Consider the following 21,498-nt stretch of genomic DNA (forward strand, 5'->3'; position numbering starts at 1 on the left):
TGCCGAATCTATGGTGAAAATCTATTGAAAAACTACTACGGTATGTCTTATAGCACAAGTCCGAGGGGGATTCTTCAGCCTTATCTGTTGAAATGCTTTGGAAGTCATGCTAAAAATATTCTGTTGAGTCTTATTGGAAGGAGTGCTTATGGACATTTACGGAAAGAAAAGAAATGAGGTATTGGCGGAGACGGTTATTAAGGGGCTAAAGTCTCGAAATATGACCGGCTATTATGCCAAGGATAAGGAAGAGGCTTTAAAGCTGGCTTTAGAGCTGATGCCCAAGGGCAGCAGCATTTCCATGGGCGGCTGTATGAGTGCTATGGAAATCGGGCTTGTATCTGCCTTAAAGGAAGGGGAATATAATTTCATTGATAGAAGTCAAATGGAGCCAAGGGCAGCACTGCTTGCGGCCTATGATGCGGATGTCTTCTTATCCAGCGTAAATGCCATGACGGATGATGGAGTGCTGGTAAATATTGACGGGAATGCCAATCGGGTATCCTGCATTGCTCAGGGACCTAAGCAGGTTTTATTTATTGTGGGAATGCAGAAGGTTTGTCCGGATTTAGACAGTGCCATGAAGAGAGCCAGAAATGTAGCGGCACCTATAAATACCCAAAGGTTTGATATTAAGACACCCTGTAGGGTAACGGGAAAGTGTTCGGATTGTAAGTCTCCGGATACCATCTGTTGTCAGTTTTTGATTACTCGCTATTCTCGTCATAATGATCGAATTCATGTGATTTTGGTGAATGAGGAATTGGGATTTTAGATTTTATAGTGGATTCTTTTTTTATATTGTTTATAGTTTGATGTTAGGGGTGAAATTCACATAGTTTATAACATTATAATTGAATTATAACATCAGTATAGTTATAATACATTTTAATGGTTATAAAGGGGTGGATATGGAGTATATAGAGCAGGTACTTGATATAAAAACAGAATATAAGGATTGGGAGGATAGAAAAAAAATACCATATTTTCTAACAGATCGATATTCTTTTAAAAAGGTAAAGTTAGATAAAACAAACTGTCTCTTCATGTACATAAAAGGGAAAATGGAAGATATAGTTTCAGTGAAAAAGCATGTACAAAAACTTGCTGAAATAGTAAATATTCCTGTGGTTTTAGTGCTTAATGAATGTCTACCCAGACAAAGGGAAAGCCTAATCAAGGCAAGAATTCCATTTGTAATGGAAGGGATGCAGATATTTCTTCCCTTTATGGGAGTGGCATTACAAGAAAAATTTAGCAAAAGAAGATTAATCCCTAGTAAAATCAGTCCTGCGGCACAGGTTTTATTTTTATATTTCCTATATAGTGGAAAAGAGGAGATTAGTTTCAGCGAGCTGTCAAATCATATATCCTATTCATTGATGACTATCAGTAGAGCTACAAAACAGCTGGAAGATGCCGGAATTACTAAAAGCCATAAAAGAGGTGTTAGCAAGTTTGTTGCTTCGGAATTTCATGGAAAAGAATTATTTACAGTTGCAGAAAAATTTTTAATATCTCCGGTAAAGAAAAAGCTGTATATTGAAAGAAAAGATTTGAAGGATGAATTCTTAAAGGCCGGAGTTTCCGCATTATCAGAATATTCCATGCTAAGTCCTTCCAAAATAGAGACTTATGCTACTCTACATTTTCATGGTAGTAGCTATGATTATATGACGGATATAGACAAAGAAATTCAGCTGGAAATATGGCATTATGATCCGAAGCTGTTTGGAATGAAGGGGAAGATAGATGCTCTTTCCTTGTATTTAAGTTTAAAGGATAATGCAGATGAACGCATTCAGATTTCTCTTACAGAAATGATGGAAGCATTTTGGAGGAAGAAATATGATCAGAGGCTTACATAGTTTTAGAGAGTGCTTTCAAGGTTATGAATCCAACTACATTATTATTGGAGGTGCCGCTTGCGACTTGCTGATGTCGGATTTTGATATGGAATTTAGAGCGACAAAAGATCTTGATCTTGTTCTGATTCTTGAAGTCCTGACTATAGAGTTTGGTCGGAAATTTTGGGATTATATTTTGGAAGCAGGATATGAACATAGAAACAAAAGTAGTGGTAAGAGTCAATTTTATAGATTTTCTAAACCTAAAAACGACTCTTTTCCGGCTATGATTGAAATATTTTCCAGAAGAACAGACAAAATGGTATTACCGGAGTATGCAGTATTAACGCCGATTCCCCTAGAAGAGGAGTTATCGAGTCTATCAGCAATTCTCTTGGATGATGATTACTATCAATTTCTTAGAAATGAGCCGGTGATATTGGATGGAGTTAGTATTCTTAATACTCCTTACTTGATTCCATTTAAAATGAAGGCATGGCTGGATTTGACGGAAAGAAGAGAATTGGGCGAAAAAATAGATAGTAGAGATATCCGTAAACACAGAAATGATGTATTTCGCATATCAGAACTTTTGGGAGAAGAAGTGATGATTCCCACGAAGGGAATCATCAAAAAAGATATCTCTGAATTTTTATTAAAGATGGAAAGCGAAGAGCTGGATATAAAACAGTTAGGTCTGCGACAGAGTAAAGAAGAAATCATTAGGCGTTTAAAGAACTGTTACTTAAGAGATAATGAAGACTCATAGATTCCGACCTCAACTATACTCTGATATTTGCCTTTTTGAATTCCTTTTCCAATTCCCTTCTCTGGGCTTTTTTCTTCATATCTTCCCGCTTATCATAAAGCTTTTTACCACGGCAGAGTCCCATGTTCAGCTTTACAAGGCTTCCTTTAAAATAAAGGGAAAGGGGCATAAGAGTATAGCCCTGCTCCTTGATTTTTCCCAGAAGTCTATGGATTTCCTGCTTGTGCAGCAGAAGCTTTCTGTCTCTTAAGGCATCCTTATTGAAGATATTACCCCGCTCGTAGGGGTTGATATGCATGCCTACCACAAAACATTCCCCGTTTCGAATCTGACAAAAGGCCTCTTTAATGGAAGCCTGCCCCAAGCGAAGAGACTTTACTTCAGTTCCGAAAAGCTGAATTCCGCATTCAAAGCTTTCCTCCACAAAGTAGTCGTGAAAGGCTTTTTTATTGTTGGCGATTTGCTTTATGCTTTCCTTAGTCAAGACTATTGCCTCCTTCTGTATCTTCCGGATAGTAGGGAAGAAAATCAATACTTCTGCTTAGGGTGTCCACCGCATAAACGGAAATCCACATCGGATCCCCTATATGGAAGGTCGTTCCGCTTGCCTCGCCTCTAAGACTGATTTCCTCCTCATTGAAAATGTAGTAGTCCTCTGTCATAAAGCGTAGGGGAATCATGCCCTCAATGCTATTTTCTAAAGTGACATAAATGCCGTACTGGGTAAGCCCGGAGATTCTTCCCGGGAAAACTTCTCCCAAGAAATTCTTCATGTACTGACATTTTTTCAATTTCATGCAATCCCGTTCCGCTTCCTCTGCGCGTCTTTCTCGAAGAGAGCTTTGGCTTGCCACATCCGGCAGAATCCGCTCATAATGCTTGCGCCGTTTCTCATTTTCCTGAGAAGCAATATTTTCCTTAATAATACGATGAATCTGCAGGTCGGGATAACGGCGGATGGGAGAGGTAAAATGGCTGTAATATTTACTGGCCAGTCCAAAATGCCCTTCCGGCTCTGTACTGTACTTGGCCTGCTTTAGGGAACGAAGAATCAAGCTGCTGAGCATGGCTTCCTCCGGCTTTCCCTTCATTTTGGAAAGTACCTCCTGCAAAGCCTTCGGTCTAAGGCTATCCGGATCCTTTGCCTTTAAACTATAGGAAAAGGAGGAGAGAACATGGGAGAGATTCTGCCATTTTTCCCAATCCGGATTTTCGTGGATACGGTATAAAAAGGGAATGTCCCGCCAGTAATACTCCTCTGCCACGGTTTCATTGGCAATGAGCATGAATTCCTCAATAATCTTATGGGATTCCTCCCTTTCCTCTGCACAGATTTTGGAAATATTTCCATTTTCATCAAAGTACACCTTGGATTCGGGGAAATCAAAATCCAAAGCCCCTCTGGCCATTCTGGATTTTCTAAGCAGTCTTGCCAGCTCCCGCATTTTCGTAAGAAGCTCATGGAAAGGCAGATAAGAAAGCTTCTCTTCCGGGTCCTCCCATTCCTTGTCCTCTAAAAGCGCTGTTACCTTGTGATAGGACATTCTTTTATCGGAGCAAATGATGGAGGGGGTAATTTCGTGGGAGAGGGGACGGCCTTCCCGGTCGAAGTCCATGATACAGCTAAGGCAAAGTCTGTCTACTCCCTCATGGAGGGAGCAAATGCCGTTACTTAGAGCTTTCGGCAGCATGGGAATTACCCGGTCTGTCAGGTAAACGGAGGTACCCCGCTCCAAAGCTTCCAAATCCAGAGCGCTTCCTTCCTTCACATAGTCGCTCACATCCGCAATATGCACGTAAAGTCTATATTCTTCCTTCTCCGGAAAATATTCCAAAGAAATGGCATCATCCAAGTCCTTGGCATCTTCTCCGTCAATGGTGATGGTAGTAAGCTTCCGAAAATCCTTTCGTCCCGGCTCCTCCGCCTTTTCAGGAGAAACGGCATTGGGAAGTTGATTGGCCTCTAAAAGCACATCCTCGGAGAATTCCTCCGGCAGGGAGAAGGAGCGAATTACGGAGAGCACATCCATTCCCGGATCATTTTTGTTTCCCAAAATTTCCTTCACTTCTCCTACAGGGCAGGAGAGAAGAGGACTGATTCTTTTTCGGGGAATACGACCTCTGGGGGCTTTGTTCTCCTTGGTAGACCCATAGGAAAGGATTTTTACGATAACCTTATCTCCGGGCACAGCCCCCTTGTCCCTTCCCGGAGAAATCAAAATACAATCCGGAAGCTTGGGATTATCCGGGGAAAGATAGAGCCCTTCCCGCTTTTCCTTTACCAGCCCCAGTACTTCCTTATTGGCCCGCTCCAAAACCTTGCTGATTTTTCCCTCTGCCTTACTGCCGTTTTCCGCTCTTCTCGTAAGGATGACCTTTACCAGATCGCCGTCCATGGCATTGCCGCTTTCCCCCTTGGGAATATAGACTTCTTCTTCCTTTTCACTGAGAGAAACAAAGCCGAAGCCTCGTCTGCTGGCATGAAAAGTACCCTTTTGGGAGAAGCTTTCCGCCCTACTGTATTTCCCTTGCAGGGAAATGCCGATAACGCCCTCTTCCTGCATCTCCATAAGAAGCTCCTGAAAGGCTGCCTTTTCTTCTTTTGGCACACCAAGAAAGAAGCAAAGTTCCTTTTCCTTCATGGGGTGGTAGCTCGGATCCTTAATCAGATCCAATATAATTTTCTTTAACTTATCCCTTTGCTCTTCCCGCATTTTACTCCTTTTATTCTTTAATTCCTTTTATGGTTTACAAGTGTTTTCTGTGAAAATTTGAGGAACTGTCTGAGGAATTGCATGAACTCTCATTTTCTTGCCAATGCTCACCTTTGATTCGCCTGTTGCTTATCTTTGGATATGAGAAAAAGCCTGCATAAAATGCAGGCTTATCATACAGAGGAATAAACTTACCAAATAATGTCCAGCGCCAATGCTACTGCGAATAAAGCAAAAGCGGCAAACTTAGTAAACTTCTCCAGGTTTCCTTCTACGGAACGACCTCTATTCTTCTGCCAATAGCTGTCGGTGGTACCGGAGAGAGCACCTAAGCCCTGACTCTTACCTTCCTGCATCAGAATAATGGCAGACAATGCTAAGCCCAGCAATACAAATACAATAACCAAAAAAATCTTCATGGAAAACCATTCCTTTCAAATTTACATACCGACTGAGTATAGCATGATAGGGACAGGAGAGGCAAGTATTTTTTTATGGAAAAACAGTAGCAAAAGCATGCCGATATCTAAGTATTTTTGCTATAGTATTTTGAATTACTTGTTGTCGGGAGCATGCTGAAAAGTGATAGTTAAGGCTTAGCTATAAACTTGCAAATGGGATTTCCCTTGGAAGAGAACTTTTCCTCATATTCGGTCATTACATTTCCTTCGTTTAGTACAGAATCATGATGTAAATCTCTGGTGCTCGCTAAGATCTGCCAGTGACATTCCTCTAAACTTTCCAAGGAATAGGTGAAAAGATCCTGATTGTCTGTTTTCATTTCCACGAAGGCGTCTTTTGCCAGAATTTCTTTGTAAATCTTTAAAAAGACAGGACTGCTGAGTCTGCGGTTTGCCTGCCGTTTTTTAGGCCAGGGATCGGAGAAATTCAGATAGATTTTTCCGATTTCCTCCGGAGCAAAGACATCTGTCAAAAGTCTGGCATCTATACTGATGTAGAAAAGATTGGTGAGTGTAAGCTCAGGTTCCTGCTTTTCTCTTCTTTGAATCGCTTTCAGTAAAACGCTGTCGTAGCGCTCAATGCCGATATAGTTAATCTCTGGATTTCTTTTGGCCATTTCGAAGATAAACTGTCCTTTGCCCATACCGATTTCGATGTGCAAAGGATTGGCATTTCCAAAGAGCTTTTTAGAAAACTCTCCCTTGTACTGTTCCGGATGTGACAAAACATAGTGAGAATTTGCTACAAAATCTTCGGAACCGGGGATATGACGTAAACGCATAGGTACTCCTTTATAAATGGGATTGGATTAGAAGAGTGGAATTCCTTAGTGCTTTAGCAAAGAGCTGTATAATTAAGAAAAACATCTTGCGGAGAAATTGGTATGGATTGCTAAGCTTTCAGCATCACCTGGAAAGAATGCGAGCATTCTTTCCGTATTGTGTAGGACAAAGGTGGTGCAGTCGGAAATGCTTGCATTCCCGCCTGCGCCACCTTTGTCCTACACAAAAATGTGCGGAGCACATTTGGTGATGCTTATTGAAGGAACAAACCCACATATATTTGCTAAAACTCTTTGCTTATTCAACGTTAAGTTCTATGAATTCAAAAACTTATTAAAGTCTCCCCTGCTGTTTTCTTCTTTTTCCTTTTTACCTCTCCTCCTAATCAAAATTAAGATTTTCTTTATAGGATAGGAACAGTGCCTATGGTATCATAGAACAGCGTTTTCATCTATAGAAATAAGAGGTACAAAAATATATGCAAGATCATATACGGAATTCAAAATTATTCCATAGAGGACTTTCTCTTGTCTTAGTAGCCGGTCTATTGGGGCTTACTGCTTGTGAGAAGAAGCTTGGCGCTGAGGAGCAGGCTGTTTCTTCCTCGGATATTGTCCTGACAACTGAAGCGGAGTCGGAAGGTGTGATGGCCATTGCGGCTCTCGGCTTAAATGCCAATGTGCTTCCCTCTATTGAAGGAGTTACCATTGACGGACAGGCGGAGGACTTAGCACCGGTTAATCTTACCGTAGGTGTAATTAATTCTGTTGTTAAGGATTTGCAACAAAGATTGATGAACCTTGGCTATATGGAGGAGGATGAACCGACTACCTATTACGGAGATGCCACTTCCAAGGCCGTGCAGTATTTCCAAAGACAGACAGGACGAAAAATGGACGGTATTACCGGTGTAGACACCTGGGATGCTCTGATGTCGGAATCCGCTCCCCATTATGCGGCAAAGCTTGGCTTCCAGGGAGACGATATTACCAAGATTCAGTACCGTTTGTATAACCTGGGATACCTTACGGAAAGCGGCCAGATTAACGGAACCTTTGATCAGGATACGGAAACTGCGGTAAAGAAATTGCAGGAAGTCAATAAACTGACGATAGATGGAACAGTGGGCCAGACCACTTACAATCTTCTATACTCTGATGAAGTAAAGGCTAATATTATTGCCCTTGGAGAACAGAGTGAGATTGTAAAAAAATACCAGAATCGTCTGATTGCGTTGGGATATCTTTCCGGAGAGGCGGATGGAAATTTTGGACTTAGTACGCAAAATGCCATTCGTGCCTTCCAGTCCAGAAATGATCAGGTAGTAGACGGTTACCTTGGCCCGGATACCAGAAGTCTTATGGACTCTGAAAATGCCAAGCCCTTCGGTATGCGTCTTGGCGAACAAAGTGATGATGTCAAGAATATGCAAAATCTTTTGGTAAAATACGGCTATCTTTCTCAGGATAAAGCCTCCGGCTATTTTGGAGAGCTGACAAAAGATGCAGTTATTGCCTTCCAGTCCGTGAATGGTTTAGGAACAGACGGAACAGCAGGAGCGAAAACTCTGCAGCTTCTTCAGTCCGGCACAGCCAAGTCTAAGCCGAAGCCAAAAGCAAAGGCAAAGACACCGAGCCGTGGCAATAGGGGTGGCGCAGCCGGAGGAAATTCCGCTCCGGCAGGAAGAGGAGATACCGGATCCGGCGGAAGTATTTCTTCCGGTGTGGGCGGAGCAACAGTTTCCGGTTCTGCAGGATCTTTGATTTCCATTGCGTCCTCCAAAATCGGTTCTCCCTATGTATGGGGAGCTAAGGGTCCGAATTCCTTTGACTGTTCCGGTTTTGTATACTGGTGTTTGAATCAGGCCGGCGTGGGAACTTCCTATATGACCTCCTCCGGTTGGAGAAATCCGGGACGATTTAAGAAAGTAAGTATGGGAGAATTACAGGCAGGAGATATTGTGGTGGTACGAGGACACGTAGGCATTTATGCCGGAGGCGGATCTGTTATCGACGCATCATCCTCCAACGGCCGAGTGGTGCATAGAAGCCTATCCGGCTGGTGGGCAAATAACTTTATAACTGCATGGAGAATCTTCAGCTAACAGCAGTTCAGGCCTGTAAAGAGAGAAAACTGATTCCGCAGGAACTGGCGAGAAACTGGGGAAGAGAAGAATTTTAAATCAATAAACGAAGCGACAATGCAGTATAGGTCTGAAAAAAGAGGTATTTGAGCCGGTCGACACTTGAGGTGAGCTGACCAAGTGAAGGACTAAATAATCAATAAACGAAGCGATAGATGCAGTGTGGGTCTGAAATAAGGGGTAATCTGAGCCCGTCGGTACTTGCGAAAAACACAGGAACTGTGTTTTTCGCTTAGTATCCGCTACGAGGCGAGGTTAGCGAGAGCGTGCCCCGATTTCAGACCCACACTGCATCATCGCGAACCATCTGAATTTTTATAGCTCTTAGCTACGAAGGCGAAGTTAGCGAGAGCGTGCCCCCATTACAGACCCACACTGCATCAGAGCGTATTCCCGATTTCAGGCCCACACTGCATCATCGCGAATCCATACAATGTTTACAGAATTCCAATAGAAAGACTGGACGAAACGGCATTTTTCCCTTATCTTTAAAGGATAGAAAAAGAGATAGCAAAAGGATAGTCAGTGTATTCCTTTTTTATACAATAGCCACCCGAAGGGAGAGACTTATGGGAAAGAAAACAACGTTGGTAATCATGGCTGCGGGATTGGGCTCCCGATATGGTGCGGGCATTAAACAGCTGGCGAAAATAGGACCCCATGGAGAAATCATCATGGATTATTCCGTGCATGATGCCTTGGAAGCAGGTTTTGAAAAGCTGGTTTTTGTGATTCGAAAGGATATTGAGGAAGACTTCCGGGAAATTATCGGGAAGAGAATCGAAAAGATTGCGGATGTGGACTATGTTTTTCAGGAAATCACAGCACTGCCTGAGGGATTTTCCGTGCCGGAGGGGCGTACAAAGCCCTGGGGAACAGCCCATGCATTAATGCAGTGCAGAAAGCAGGTGCAGGGACCCTTTGGGGTGATTAACGCGGATGATTTCTACGGAAAAGAGGGCTTCCGCCTAATCAATGATTTCTTACAGGCGGATAGAGCGGATTCAGGAATGATGGAAATGTGTATGGCAGGATATCATTTGGTGAATACCCTTTCCAAGTACGGCTCTGTAAATCGTGGAATCTGTCAGGTTAGCGGGGATGGCTACCTTCAATCCATTTCCGAAACCTACAACATTGAGCGGAAGGAAGACGGCATTTTACGAGGAGAAAATCAACAGAAGGAAGTTGTGGAGTTGCAGGAGGATGCCATTGCTTCCATGAACATGTTTGGACTTCCGGAGCATTTTCTGGATGTACTGATTGAAAAATTCCCTTCCTGGCTGGAGAAATACGGTAAGGAAGCGAAGTCCGAATATCTGTTGCCTAGAGAGGTGGATTGCCTGATGAAGGAAGGAAAGGCCAGAGTAAAGGTTTTAGAGGATCATGACCGTTGGTTCGGTGTAACCTATCAGGAAGACCGTGCATTGGCGGAAGAAGCTTTACGAGAATGTATCGCAAATGGCTTATATCCGGAACAGTTATATCGCTAAGGGCGTATATTCGGAGCAGTTGTATCGCAAAAGGGATACATCCCAAAGTTATATTGCTAAAGGAATGTATCCGGAGCAGTGATACCGTTAAGTTAAGATAGGGAGTAGGCTTTGGCGGATCGGGAAAGAGAATCAAGAAAAAGGAAATTAAAGCAAAGGGTTATCATAGGAAGTAAGGCGGAAGAAGGTCTTGAAGAAGAGCTGCAGGAAGAAGGAAGAAGGGCAGAAGACAATCCGTTTTCTTTAACTGCGAAAAACTTTTGGCTTCCTTTTTTGTTGATTCTTTTCTTTCTTTTTGCGGTAGGCTTTTTCTTTTATGGAAGAAGACGTTTTGGACAAAAAGAACTTCTATGGAAGGACAGTCTGGAAGAAAGTAAGGATGTAGAGGAGGAATACAGCTATTTTCCTTACAGGGACGGTGTAATTAAACTCAGTAAGGACGGGGCGAAGTATGTTTCTTCCCAGGGAAAGGTGCTTTGGGATCAGGCCTTTGAAATGGGACGAGCTCTGGTTTCCGTCTCCGGAGATTATGCGGTAATTGGAGAGCAGGGCGGTACCAGGCTGTATATTTTTTCTGCCCAGGGACTTAGCGGGCAGGGGGAAGCCCCCAGTACCATAGAAAAATTACGGATTTCCGAAAAAGGTGTGGTTTATGCGCTTTTGTCGGAGGATCAGGGAACCTATATCACGGTATTTTCCAAGGAAGGCAAAAATCTGGACATCGGCATCAAGTCGGTGATGTCGGGAGACGGTTATCCCATGGATTTGTCCGTATCTCCGGATGGAACGGAGCTCTGCGTGGCATTTGCCCATTTGGAGCAGACCGCTGTGAAATCCAGAGTGGTTTATTATAATTTTTCTTCTTTAGGGAAAAATGCCGGTGCTGACCGAGTGGTTGGGGGCTTTACCGATGATTTTTCCGGCGGCATTGTGGGAAGAGTACAGTTTTTTACTGATGAGGAATCCTTTGCGGCGTATGATGGGGGTTTGGCTTTCTTCTCCACGAAAGTCAGAACCAGTCCGGAGCTGAAGAAAAAGGTGGAAATTCCGGAAACGATTCGGATGATTTCCTATGATGAAAATTACCTTGCAGTCCTTACGGATCAAAGAGGTGAGACTCAGGAGGATGGGGGAAAGTCCGGAGGCAAAGAGGGTACAAAGGGCGGCAATACTAAAGAACCGAAGACAAAGAAACAAAGTCCTGTAGCAAGTGGAAGTACTCTTACAGAAAGCAAAGAGAATGTCGGTAAAGAAAAGCAAAAGACGAAAAGTTCTTCCGGAAGGAAAAAGGAAAAGCAGGAAAAACCCTATAGACTTTTGATTTTCCGAAAAACCGGAGAGAAAATTTTGGATAAACCCATAGACTTTATGGGCAACAACATGGAATTAAGTCAGGACAAGGTGATTCTCTATCAAGAGAAATATTTTAAAGTTTATGATTTTCACGGCAGACTGCGTTATAATGGGGAGACCAAAGAAGGTTTGCAATACATTCGTTCTTTGTCAAAAATCCAGTTCGGGGGAACGGATTTATTCTTGGCATATCGAAACAGGGAAGAGGCTGTTCGGGTAAAATAGAAAAAGCTTCAGTCCTGTGCTTTTAGAAGCATTCAGAAGAGTAAGGTGTGTAGCCGGCTACAGAGGAGGGATAAGATGAATCAATATTGCGTAGGCATTGATGTAGGGGGAACTTCCGTAAAATGCGGTATCTTTACCTATAACGGCGTACTGTTGGATAAATGGGAGGTGCTCACCAGAAAGGCGGAGCAGGGAAAGTATATTCTTCCGGATGTGGCTGAGGAGTTAAAGAAGCATTTGGCGGAAAAGACCATTGCCTATGAGGATGTGGCAGGAATCGGGATTGGTGTACCGGGACCTGTAGAGCCGGATGGACATGTGCCTGTTGCGGTAAATTTAGGCTGGAAAGACATTTACCCGGCAAAAATCATGAGAGAGCTGATGGGCGGAAAGATTCCCTGTGCAGTAGGAAATGATGCCAATGTGGCGGCCCTTGGAGAGCTTTGGCAGGGAGGAGGAAGAGGTTTCTCCGATATGCTGATGGTAACTTTGGGAACCGGCGTAGGTGGCGGTTTGATTCTGAATGGCAAAATTGTTACCGGAGCTCATGGTGCAGGAGCGGAAATCGGACACATCCATGTGCGGGATGTGGAGGGAGAACGTTGTGCCTGCGGCGGCATGGGTTGCCTGGAGCAGGTGGCTTCCGCTACCGGAATAGTGAAGGAGGCAGAGCGTTTTCTTCGGATGTTTAGAGATCCTTCTTCTCTTCGTATCTATGGAAAAGCCCTTACCGCAAAGATTGTTTGCGAAGCGGCTAAAGAAGGAGACATTTTGGCCAGCACAAGTTTAGAATGCAGTATGCGTTATCTGGGAATTGTTTTGGCACAGGTTTCCATGATTGCAGACCCGGAGGTTTTCGTTATCGGTGGAGGCGTTTCCCGAGCAGGAGACTTCCTCTTACAGATTATTAAGAAGCATTACGAGGAGCACACACCGATTTTAAATAAAAAGGCGGAGCTGATGCTGGCTAAGCTTGGAAATGATGCGGGAATCTACGGCTGTGCAAAGCTGATGTTGGATAAGGAATAGTTTTCCGCATAAATAGGCATAAAATAGAAATGCTTTGTATGGATATCGTCTAGTGAAAGTAAATCCGGATAAGTTCGGCAAAGAGTAGAAAGGGATAGAATGAACCAAAAGGTCTTAAAGACATTGGAGTTTTACAAAATCATAGACCGTTTAGTGGAGGAGGCAGACTCTTCTTTGGGAAAGGAGAAGCTGAAGGCCTTAGAGCCTTCTTCTTCCTTTTTAGAGGTGGAGCAGAGTCTTTCGGAAACAGAGGCTGCTCAGGATCGCATTCGTTTAGGGGGAGGAATTTCCTTTCGGGGAATCAAAGAAATCCGCCCCTATTTTTCCCGTTTAGCCTTATCCACAGCCCTTTCCATTCCGGAGCTATATGATATTATCCTGATTTTAGAAAAGACCAAAAAAGCAAAGGATCAGGGAGAAGAGAGGGAAGATGCTTTACAGGAGTATTTTCAGGCTTTAGCCCCCTTGGACGATATTCGAAGAGAGCTGCAACGTTGTATTCTTTCCGAAGAGGAGCTGGCGGATGATGCCAGTCCGGAGCTTTCCCATCTTCGTAGGAAGGAAAAGGGCTTAGAGGAAAAAATCAACCAGGAATTAAATCGAATTTTACAGCATAACCGTTCTATGTTGCAGGACCCGGTGATAACCCTTCGAAACGGGAGACACGTGTTTCCTGTTAAGGCGGAGTATAAGAATGCTTTCCGGGGAATTGTTCATGATGAAAGTAGCTCAGGAGCTACTCTTTTTATGGAGCCCTTCTCCATTGTTCAGCTGGAAAATGATATGCGGGAACTTTTGTCTTTAGAGAAAAAGGAAGTGGAGAAGATTCTTTTACAGCTCTCCCTTTCTTTAGCGCCCTTTACCGAGGAACTGGGGGAAAATGTAAAGATTTTAAGTCATTTGGACTTTGTTTTTGCCAAGGCAAAACTTGCCAATAAGATGGATGGAGTAAAGCCTATCTTGAATCAGGAGCGAAAGACGGTGCTTTTGGATGCCCGTCACCCCCTGATTCCTAAGGATAGAGTGGTGCCCATCAGCATTCGCCTGGGAGATGACTTCAGCCTTTTGGTGATTACCGGACCCAATACCGGTGGTAAGACGGTTTGCTTAAAGACTTTAGGATTGTTCCAATTGATGGGGCAGGCGGGACTCTTTATTCCGGCTTTCCAAGGCTCCAGCATTACGGTGTATCGGGAGATTTATGCAGATATCGGGGATGAGCAAAGCATTGAGCAAAGTCTCTCCACCTTCTCCTCCCACATGACCAATACGGTGCGGATTTTACAGGGGGCAAGGGAAGACTGCCTCTGCCTTTTTGATGAGCTTGGGGCGGGAACGGATCCTACGGAGGGAGCGGCTTTGGCATTGGCTATTCTGGACCACCTTTTCCAAAAGGGAATTCGAACCCTGGCTACCACCCACTATGCGGAGGTAAAGCTTTACGCTTTGTCTACTGAGGGAGTGGAAAATGCCGCCTGCGCCTTTGATGTGGAAAGTCTCAGGCCTAGCTATCATCTCTTGATCGGTGTACCCGGAAAGTCCAATGCCTTTGCCATTGCGGAGAAGCTTGGTCTTCGAAAGGACATTATTGCTTCTGCGAAGAACCGTTTGGGAGAAGAAGACCTGCATTTTGAAGATGTAATTGCGGATTTGGAAAATACCAAACGCCTTGCCCAGAGGGAAAAGGAAGAAATTGAGCGCTACAAGGCGGAGGTGGAGAGTTTAAAGCAGCGTGCCAGAGAATCCACCAAAGGCATCGAAAAAGGAAGAGAGAAAATCCTGCAAAGAGCCAGAGAAGAGGCTGCTCAGATTTTACGGGAGGCGAAGGAAACCGCTGACCAGGTGGTAAAGGAACTACGTCGGCAGGAGGCAGGAAAGAGCAGTGCCTTAGAGGGAGAAAAGACCAGAACCAAGCTTCACCAAAAGATGCGGGAAAATGATGAGGCTCTGTCCTCCACCATGGTAAAGGGACCCTCCCAAACCATTTCCTTAAAGAAATTGGCCATCGGAGACAAGGTAAGGGTTTTAAGCATGCACGATATGGTGGCAACGGTTACCACTCTTCCGGATAAAAATGGAATGTTCACCGTTACTGCCGGTATGCTTCGCACCAAGGTCTCCGCCAAGGATGTGGAATTTATCCAGCATAAGGAAAAGGAAAAGCCGGAAAAGAATCAGGGAAAAGTCGCCTCCATCGGAAGAGGAAAGGTGCTTGGCATCTCTCCGGAAATTAACTTAATCGGAAAAATGACGGCGGATGCGTTGCCGGAGTTAAATAAATATTTGGATGATGCCTTTTTGGCCAGACTGCCTCAGGTACGAATCGTTCATGGAAGAGGTACCGGAGCCCTTCGAAAGATGGTGCAGGAATGCTTGAAAAAGAATAAGCATATCGAATCCTTCCGTTTAGGAGAGTATGGGGAAGGCTCTGACGGTGTCAGCATTGCCTTTTTTAAGAAGTAATAAGCCGGTGCAGCTTAAGCTTTGCATAGACTACAAAGATGAGCCGATGAACACTCGTGTACTGTATAGATTGAAGCGAAGACTCGCTTCGGTGATTTTTAGAGCAATGAAAGTTGGAAAACAATAGAAAGGAGGAAGCATGGCGGAGAAACAAAAAATCTTGATTGTGGATGATGACAGCTCCATTGCAGAGCTGGTTTCCCTATATCTGGAAAAGGAGTGCTACGATACCCGAATCTGTGAAGACGGAGAAGAAGCCCTGAAAAGTTTGGAAAAGGAGCCGGTGGCACTGATTATTTTGGACCTGATGCTTCCGGGAATTGATGGCTATGAGGTTTGCAGAAGGATACGCACAAGCTCCAATGTGCCCATTATCATGCTTTCTGCAAAGGGAGAGACCTTTGATAAGGTGCTGGGCTTAGAGCTTGGAGCGGACGACTATATGCTAAAGCCCTTTGATACCAAGGAGCTGGTAGCCAGAGTGAAGGCGGTTTTGCGAAGAAGCCAGCATGTCTTTTCGCCACCTTTGGAGGAAGATAAGGAAAAGGAAGGGGGAGAAGACCTTTTACGAAAGGGCAAATACATCGCCTACGAAGACTTGGTAATCAACCTAAGCAATTATGCGGTGCATTATAAAGGAAAGGCTATTGATATGCCCCCAAAAGAACTGGAGCTTTTGTATTTCTTGGCCAGCTCCCCCAACCAGGTTTTTACCAGAGAGCAGCTTTTGGATCATATTTGGGGCTATGAGTTTGCCGGGGATTCCCGGACAGTGGATGTGCATATCAAGAGGCTTCGGGAGAAGCTTCCCCAGGTGGAAGAGTGGGAGATTTCCACGGTTTGGGGCATAGGTTACAAGTTCAGATTAGGATAAAGACCGTAAAACATAGCTTAGACAGGGATGGATATTACAGGAATCGTAGGGTAAGCTTAGGCCGGGATGGATATTGCAGGAATAAGTTTAGGTCGGATAGATAGAATAGGCAGGAGGGAATTTGGGAAAACGATTATTTATCAAATTTATCATCACCTACCTGCTGTTTTTTCTCTTTGGCTTTCTTTTCCTTTATTTTTACGGAGAAAAGGCTATCGGGCAGAATCTATACCAAAGAGAGGGACAGGAGCTTTATAGTGAGGCTACCAGGCTTGCCAACTTCTATTCTAAAGAGGAAAACGGAGCCCTTTCTCTGGATAGACTCAGTAAGGAGATGGAAGGTAACATTCATAGAAGTAACGTGGAATGGACCTTGGTGGATAAGGACGGGAAAATTCTGCAGCATAAGGGAAAGGACAATCTGAGCGGAAAGACTGTGAGTGATTTTGATCCTACGGAAAACGGTGGAAAAATTGCTTTCCGAGGCAATCTTCACGGTTTGCTGCCTGAGGAGCATATCTTGGCCCAGGCTCCCATTCAGAGAAATTACCAAAATCTTGCCTACCTGATTTTACATAAATCCGTAGCGGGAATAGAGCAGGAAAAAGCAATGCTGTTCAGCATTTTCTATAGAGGCTTTCTGGCTGTGGCAGTACTGTCTCTTTCCATTTTTTTCGTTTTTTACTTTTGGGTTTATCGACCGCTGGGAAAAATTACGGCAGGGGCGGTACACTATGCGGCAGGAGAATATTTGTATCGGATTTCCGTCGGTGGAGGAGATGAAATGTCCTACCTTGCGGATACTCTGAATTTCATGGCGGAGGAAATCCAAAAATCCGATGACTACCAAAGGCAGTTTATTGCCAATGTTTCCCACGACTTCCGCTCCCCACTAACCTCCATAAAGGGCTATTTGGAGGCTATGTTGGATGGAACTATCCCCAAGGAGGCGGAGGAAAAATATTTGCTTCGGCTGATTTCCGAGACGGAGCGCCTGAGTAAACTGACCCAGTCCATGCTGAGCTTAAACAAGCTGGATCAGGGAAGCTCTTTAAACCGAAGCAATTTTGATTTAAACCGGATGATTCGAGAAGTTTGTGCCAGCTTTGAAATGCAGTGTCAGAAGAAAAAGCTGGGATTTTCTCTGGTGTTTGCAGAGAAAAAACAGATGGTCAATGGGGATTATCCTAAGATTCAGCAGGTCTTTTACAATCTTTTGGACAATGCGGTAAAATTCTCCAAGGAGGATTCGGAGATTCAGATTCGGACGGAGCAAAAAGGCACGAAGGTGCTGGTGGGCATTAAGGATCAGGGCATCGGAATTCCCAAGAAGGATTTGGGGAAGATTTGGGAGCGTTTTTATAAGACGGACATTTCCAGAGGAAAGGATAAAGCCGGTACCGGCTTGGGACTGGCCATTGTAAAAAGTATTATCACTGCCCACGGGGAAAACATTGACTGTGTTTCCACGGAAGGAGTGGGTACGGAGTTCAGCTTTTCACTTCCCGCAATGGAACGGGTAGAAGAGTAAGATAGTAGGGCTTTAGAGGAACGCAAGATGGAAGAACATTTTATTCGAGAGAAAATCGTAGGTCCTAAGGGAAAATGGAAAAAAAGGCTGAAGAAGGCGGTGCTGATTCTGCTTTCCGGCGGGCTTTTTGGTATAGCGGCAGCCTTTTCCTTCTTTTTTCTGGGAAAACGCCTTTCCCAGGGGGAAGTCGAGCAAGCAAAGGAAAGCATTGCCCTGCTGGAAGAAAGTACGGAAGCGGCATCGGAAAGCACGGCGGAAACCGAAGCGATTGAAGATGTAGTACAGTCAGAATTGCAAAAGTTTGATTTCTCCGTATCCAGCTATGACAGCCTGATGTCCAATGCCAAAACGCTGATTTCCGAAGGGGAAAAATCCTTGGTGGAGGTCAGTATTCATACTCCCGGAGAAGATTCTCTCAGTGAAGCAAACCAGCATTGTACCGGGGTGATTTTAAAAAAGACCAAAGAAGAGGCGGTGATTCTCTTTTTGGGAGAGGCCAAGGCAGGGGCAGGCTACGAGGTCACCTTTAACCGGGAAAAAAAGCTTCCCGCCACTCTTCGGGGGAAAAGCGGCAGGGATCGATGGGTGGTTCTTACCGCAGAACTTTCTTCCCTAACGGATAAGGAGTGGGAGAAAATTCAGGAAATGCCTAGAGGGAATTCCAGACTTCTGCAAAAGGGAGACACGGTACTGCTTTTAGGCTCCCCCTTGGGACAGGCCTATTCCTCAGCTTTAAGCACCATCGGCGTTTTGTCCTATGACAAGGCTTCGGAGGACAGGGTTGGGGAAGAAATCAAGATGCAGTTCTCCGGAGAAGAAAACAGCACAGCCTTTGTTTTAAACACAAAGGGAGAATGGGTAGGCTTCTACACGGAGGCAGAGGATAGAAAAGCAGGAAGACAGATTATCGGAATATCTGATGCTTTAGAAAGTCTGGAACGACTCAGTAATGGAGGAATTCTTCCCTATTTCGGCGTAAAGATTCAAAACAGTTCCAAGACCATGAAGGAGCTGGGAATTCCGGAAGGGGTTTATGTCACGGAGGTGGTGGAAGACAGTCCCGCCTACTCTGTTGGAATTCTACCCGGGGATATTATCATAAAATTGAACGGAAAGAGCGTTGACACCGGCAAGGCTTTTCAGGATACTTTGCAGGAACAGGCGGAAGGAGCGGTTGTTCCCGTGGAACTTCTCCGTTATAATGGTAAAGAGTATGTAGAGTTAGTGCTTTCTTGCCCTATACAGGCAAGGTAGGAAGGAAAAAATATGGAACGAGTTCCTAACCCCAATCGCTTTATTGAGAATTTCCGAGATGGGCTTCGGGTGAATAATGTGTATCTTGTGAAAACCAAGAATGCAGCGGTGACAAAAAACGGAAAGGAATACTTGAATGTCTGCTTGCAGGACAGAACCGGCACCATTGATGCCAAGGTATGGGAACCCAATTCTCCGGGGATATCGGACTTTTCTCCCATGGACTATGTGTACGTGGAGGGAAATGTCAGCATTTACAACGGGGTAAATCAGCTAAGTATTCAGCGCCTGTCGGTGGCTTCCGAGGGAACCTATGCGGCGGAGGATTTTTTACCGGTCAGTAAGCATGACCGGGAAGAAATGGGGAAGGAACTATTTGCTCTGATTAAGACCGTACAGAACCCTTATTTACAGAAGCTGTTACAGAAGCTTTTTGTGGAGGATAAGGAATTTTACAAATGCTTTTCCTTCCATTCCGCTGCAAAATCCGTGCATCACGGCTATGTGGGGGGACTTTTGGAGCATACCCTGTCTGTTGCTAAACTTTGCGATTTTTACGCAAGACACTATGGGGATATCAATAGAGACATTTTGTTAAGCGCGGCTCTTTGCCATGATATCGGAAAAACCAAGGAGCTTACTCCCTTTCCGAAAAATGATTATTCCGACGAGGGACAGCTTTTAGGTCACATCTTGATCGGCTACACCATGCTTTCGGAAAAGATGCAGGAGATTCCCGATTTTCCGGAGAATATGAAGATAGAGTTTTTACACTGTATCCTGTCCCATCATGGGGAATTGGAATACGGTTCTCCCAAGAAGCCGGCTACCATGGAGGCTTTGCTCCTTTCCTTTGCGGACAATACGGATGCCAAGCTGGAAACCATGCGGGAGTTTATCGAGCAGGGAGAAAAGTCCGGAAAGGCCAAGGAAGCCAACGGTTGGGTAGGCTTTAACAAGCTTTTGGACAGCAATGTAAAGAAGACTTCCAATTAAAAATTCTGTAGGGTGAATTCTGTAGGGTGAATTCTGTAGAGTAAATCCTATAGAGTAAATTCTATAGAGCAAATTCTATAGTGTATAGTCATCAAGAGTTTTCAGAGATTTCTCAGTTAGATTTTATATAGTATGAAGAAGAGGATTTTGTGATTCAATTATTTTTAGGAGATAAGGTGCTTCCTTTTGAAGCGGACATTCGGGAGCTATGTAAGGCCTTTTATCCCGGGGAGGATTTCCAGATTCATAGCAGTCAGGGGATTCGTCTGATGGAAACCACCCAGGAGGAGAAGAATGCCTTTAAGCGGGCAAAGGAAGTGGGTCAGCCCACAGAGGTAAATAAAAAGAGCTTAAAGCATAAGCCGGAAGAAAAGAAAAATCGCATTTTAACAGAGGAGGGGCTTCTCAACCCTTCTCTGTTCCTCTTTTCTCTGGACATTACCGGAGAAGATCTTGCCTTTACCGGAGATAGGGGAAAGGATAAGTCCATTTTAAAGGCCTATCTTTATGATATTTTGGAAAAACAAAGCGGAAGAAGCCTGCCCTGGGGAGACTTAACCGGCATTCGTCCGGTAGGACTTTGCCGAAAAATGCGGGACGAAAAGGGGCAGAGTCCCGAAGTTTTGTTCCCTGCTCTAAAAGAAGAGTATCGTTTGGAGGGGGAGAAGGCGGAGCTTTTATATAAGATTTCTTTGCAGGAGGAAGATATTTTACAAAGGGCGGAAAAGGCTTATGGAAAAAGCATTTCCGAAGGTTACAGTCTTTATATCAATATTCCCTTTTGTCCTACCCGTTGTGCCTACTGCTCCTTCCTTTCCATGCCTATGGGAAGCTTTTCCGAGAAGATGCCGAAATATCTTTCTCTTTTAGAGGAGGAAATGCTTTTTGTGCTGCGGGAGATGGGAGAGAAAAGAGGAAAGCAGCTGCAAAGCATTTATATCGGTGGCGGAACCCCAACAGCTCTAGGAGAAAAGGATCTGGAAATCCTGCTTTCCTTAGTGGATAAGCATTGTTTTTCCAAGGGAAAGGGCGCCATAGAATATACGGTGGAGGCGGGAAGACCGGACTCCATTAATCGGGAAAAGCTAAAGCTTCTACAGGATTTTTCTGTAGATAGAATTTCCATTAACCCCCAAAGCTTCCATCAGGAAAGTTTAGATATTATCGGAAGAAAACATTCCGTGGAAGAAGTAAAAGAGAAGTATGCTTTGGCAAGGGAATTAGGCTTTGACAACATCAACATGGACTTAATCTTGGGATTGCCGGGAGAGCATTTGCAGCAGGTGGAGGAAAGCCTTTCCGAAATCCTGCGCCTGGCTCCGGATAGCCTGACGGTACATTCCTTGGCGGTGAAGCGGGCCGCTAGATTAAAGGCGGAGGAAAATCATTTTCGGGAAATTTATCAGGCAGGAGGAGAGGCGGAAAGCTTTTCCTTGGAAAGAGAGTTTTCCATTCCCTATCTGCCTTCCTTAAAGAAGCGACAGGAGAGAAGAGAAATCGAGTGGATGATGCTTTGCAGTATGGATACGGCGGAGAAATTGGATTTACAGCCCTACTACCTTT

17 protein-coding genes are annotated in these 21,498 nt (G+C 44.4%); 13 read left to right on the top strand and 4 right to left on the bottom strand.

The window, feature by feature from the left end; genetic code table 11:
• Positions 1-148: 148 nt before the first annotated feature.
• From ACO4PX_RS00530 to ACO4PX_RS00540, 3 genes are all read left to right on the top strand, one after another.
• Positions 149-775, top strand: a complete 627-nt coding sequence (locus tag ACO4PX_RS00530) for a lactate utilization protein (RefSeq protein ID WP_485570876.1) — start codon at positions 149-151, stop codon at positions 773-775.
• Positions 776-911: 136 nt separating this feature from the next.
• On the top strand, positions 912-1,868 hold the full coding sequence (locus tag ACO4PX_RS00535; RefSeq protein ID WP_485570878.1) for a helix-turn-helix domain-containing protein: 957 nt from the start codon (positions 912-914) through the stop codon (positions 1,866-1,868).
• Entirely contained in the window at positions 1,849-2,616 is a 768-nt protein-coding gene (locus ACO4PX_RS00540; RefSeq protein WP_485570880.1) for a hypothetical protein, read from the top strand. The genes ACO4PX_RS00535 and ACO4PX_RS00540 overlap by 20 nt, the downstream gene beginning before the upstream one ends.
• 13 nt (positions 2,617-2,629) lie before the next feature.
• On the opposite strand, the gene smpB is transcribed toward ACO4PX_RS00540, so the two are convergent.
• The 4 genes from smpB to trmB form a co-directional block, all read right to left on the bottom strand.
• Positions 2,630-3,100 (bottom strand): SsrA-binding protein SmpB, encoded by a 471-nt coding sequence (smpB, locus tag ACO4PX_RS00545; RefSeq protein WP_040648663.1) that lies wholly within the window; start codon positions 3,098-3,100, stop codon positions 2,630-2,632.
• Complete coding sequence (gene rnr / locus ACO4PX_RS00550; protein ID WP_485570882.1) at positions 3,093-5,330, bottom strand: ribonuclease R; 2,238 nt, start codon at positions 5,328-5,330, stop codon at positions 3,093-3,095. The genes smpB and rnr overlap by 8 nt, the downstream gene beginning before the upstream one ends.
• A gap of 191 nt (positions 5,331-5,521) precedes the next feature.
• Positions 5,522-5,749 carry a preprotein translocase subunit SecG gene (secG, locus tag ACO4PX_RS00555; protein ID WP_183681356.1) on the bottom strand — a complete coding sequence of 76 codons (228 nt, stop codon included), beginning with the start codon at positions 5,747-5,749 and terminating at the stop codon, positions 5,522-5,524.
• A gap of 170 nt (positions 5,750-5,919) precedes the next feature.
• On the bottom strand, positions 5,920-6,573 hold the full coding sequence (gene trmB / locus ACO4PX_RS00560) for a tRNA (guanosine(46)-N7)-methyltransferase TrmB (protein ID WP_485570884.1): 654 nt from the start codon (positions 6,571-6,573) through the stop codon (positions 5,920-5,922).
• Between the two features lie 479 nt (positions 6,574-7,052).
• Between trmB and ACO4PX_RS00565 the strand changes: the two genes are divergently transcribed.
• From ACO4PX_RS00565 to hemZ, 10 genes are all read left to right on the top strand, one after another.
• Complete coding sequence (locus ACO4PX_RS00565; protein ID WP_314667251.1) at positions 7,053-8,678, top strand: C40 family peptidase; 1,626 nt, start codon at positions 7,053-7,055, stop codon at positions 8,676-8,678.
• Positions 8,679-9,286: 608 nt separating this feature from the next.
• On the top strand, positions 9,287-10,210 hold the full coding sequence (locus ACO4PX_RS00570; protein ID WP_485570886.1) for a nucleotidyltransferase family protein: 924 nt from the start codon (positions 9,287-9,289) through the stop codon (positions 10,208-10,210).
• A gap of 111 nt (positions 10,211-10,321) precedes the next feature.
• Complete coding sequence (locus ACO4PX_RS00575) at positions 10,322-11,788, top strand: DUF5711 family protein (RefSeq protein WP_485570888.1); 1,467 nt, start codon at positions 10,322-10,324, stop codon at positions 11,786-11,788.
• Positions 11,789-11,863: 75 nt separating this feature from the next.
• A complete protein-coding gene (locus ACO4PX_RS00580) occupies positions 11,864-12,817 on the top strand; it encodes an ROK family glucokinase (RefSeq protein WP_485570890.1) in 954 nt (317 codons plus the stop codon).
• Positions 12,818-12,916: 99 nt separating this feature from the next.
• A complete protein-coding gene (locus tag ACO4PX_RS00585) occupies positions 12,917-15,280 on the top strand; it encodes an endonuclease MutS2 (protein ID WP_485570892.1) in 2,364 nt (787 codons plus the stop codon).
• Between the two features lie 139 nt (positions 15,281-15,419).
• Complete coding sequence (locus ACO4PX_RS00590) at positions 15,420-16,154, top strand: response regulator transcription factor (RefSeq protein WP_007156692.1); 735 nt, start codon at positions 15,420-15,422, stop codon at positions 16,152-16,154.
• Between the two features lie 121 nt (positions 16,155-16,275).
• Positions 16,276-17,685 carry a sensor histidine kinase gene (locus ACO4PX_RS00595; RefSeq protein ID WP_007156691.1) on the top strand — a complete coding sequence of 470 codons (1,410 nt, stop codon included), beginning with the start codon at positions 16,276-16,278 and terminating at the stop codon, positions 17,683-17,685.
• Positions 17,686-17,712: 27 nt separating this feature from the next.
• The gene (locus ACO4PX_RS00600; protein ID WP_485570894.1) at positions 17,713-18,939 is read left to right on the top strand and encodes a S1C family serine protease; all 1,227 of its coding nucleotides are present in this window, start codon (positions 17,713-17,715) and stop codon (positions 18,937-18,939) included.
• A 12-nt stretch (positions 18,940-18,951) separates the two neighbouring features.
• Positions 18,952-19,935 carry a 3'-5' exoribonuclease YhaM family protein gene (locus tag ACO4PX_RS00605; protein WP_455023503.1) on the top strand — a complete coding sequence of 328 codons (984 nt, stop codon included), beginning with the start codon at positions 18,952-18,954 and terminating at the stop codon, positions 19,933-19,935.
• Between the two features lie 149 nt (positions 19,936-20,084).
• A partial coding sequence (gene hemZ / locus ACO4PX_RS00610) for a coproporphyrinogen dehydrogenase HemZ (RefSeq protein ID WP_485570897.1) occupies positions 20,085-21,498 on the top strand: 1,414 nt, incomplete at its 3' end.

It is taken from the genome of Oribacterium sp., assembly GCF_057249185.1.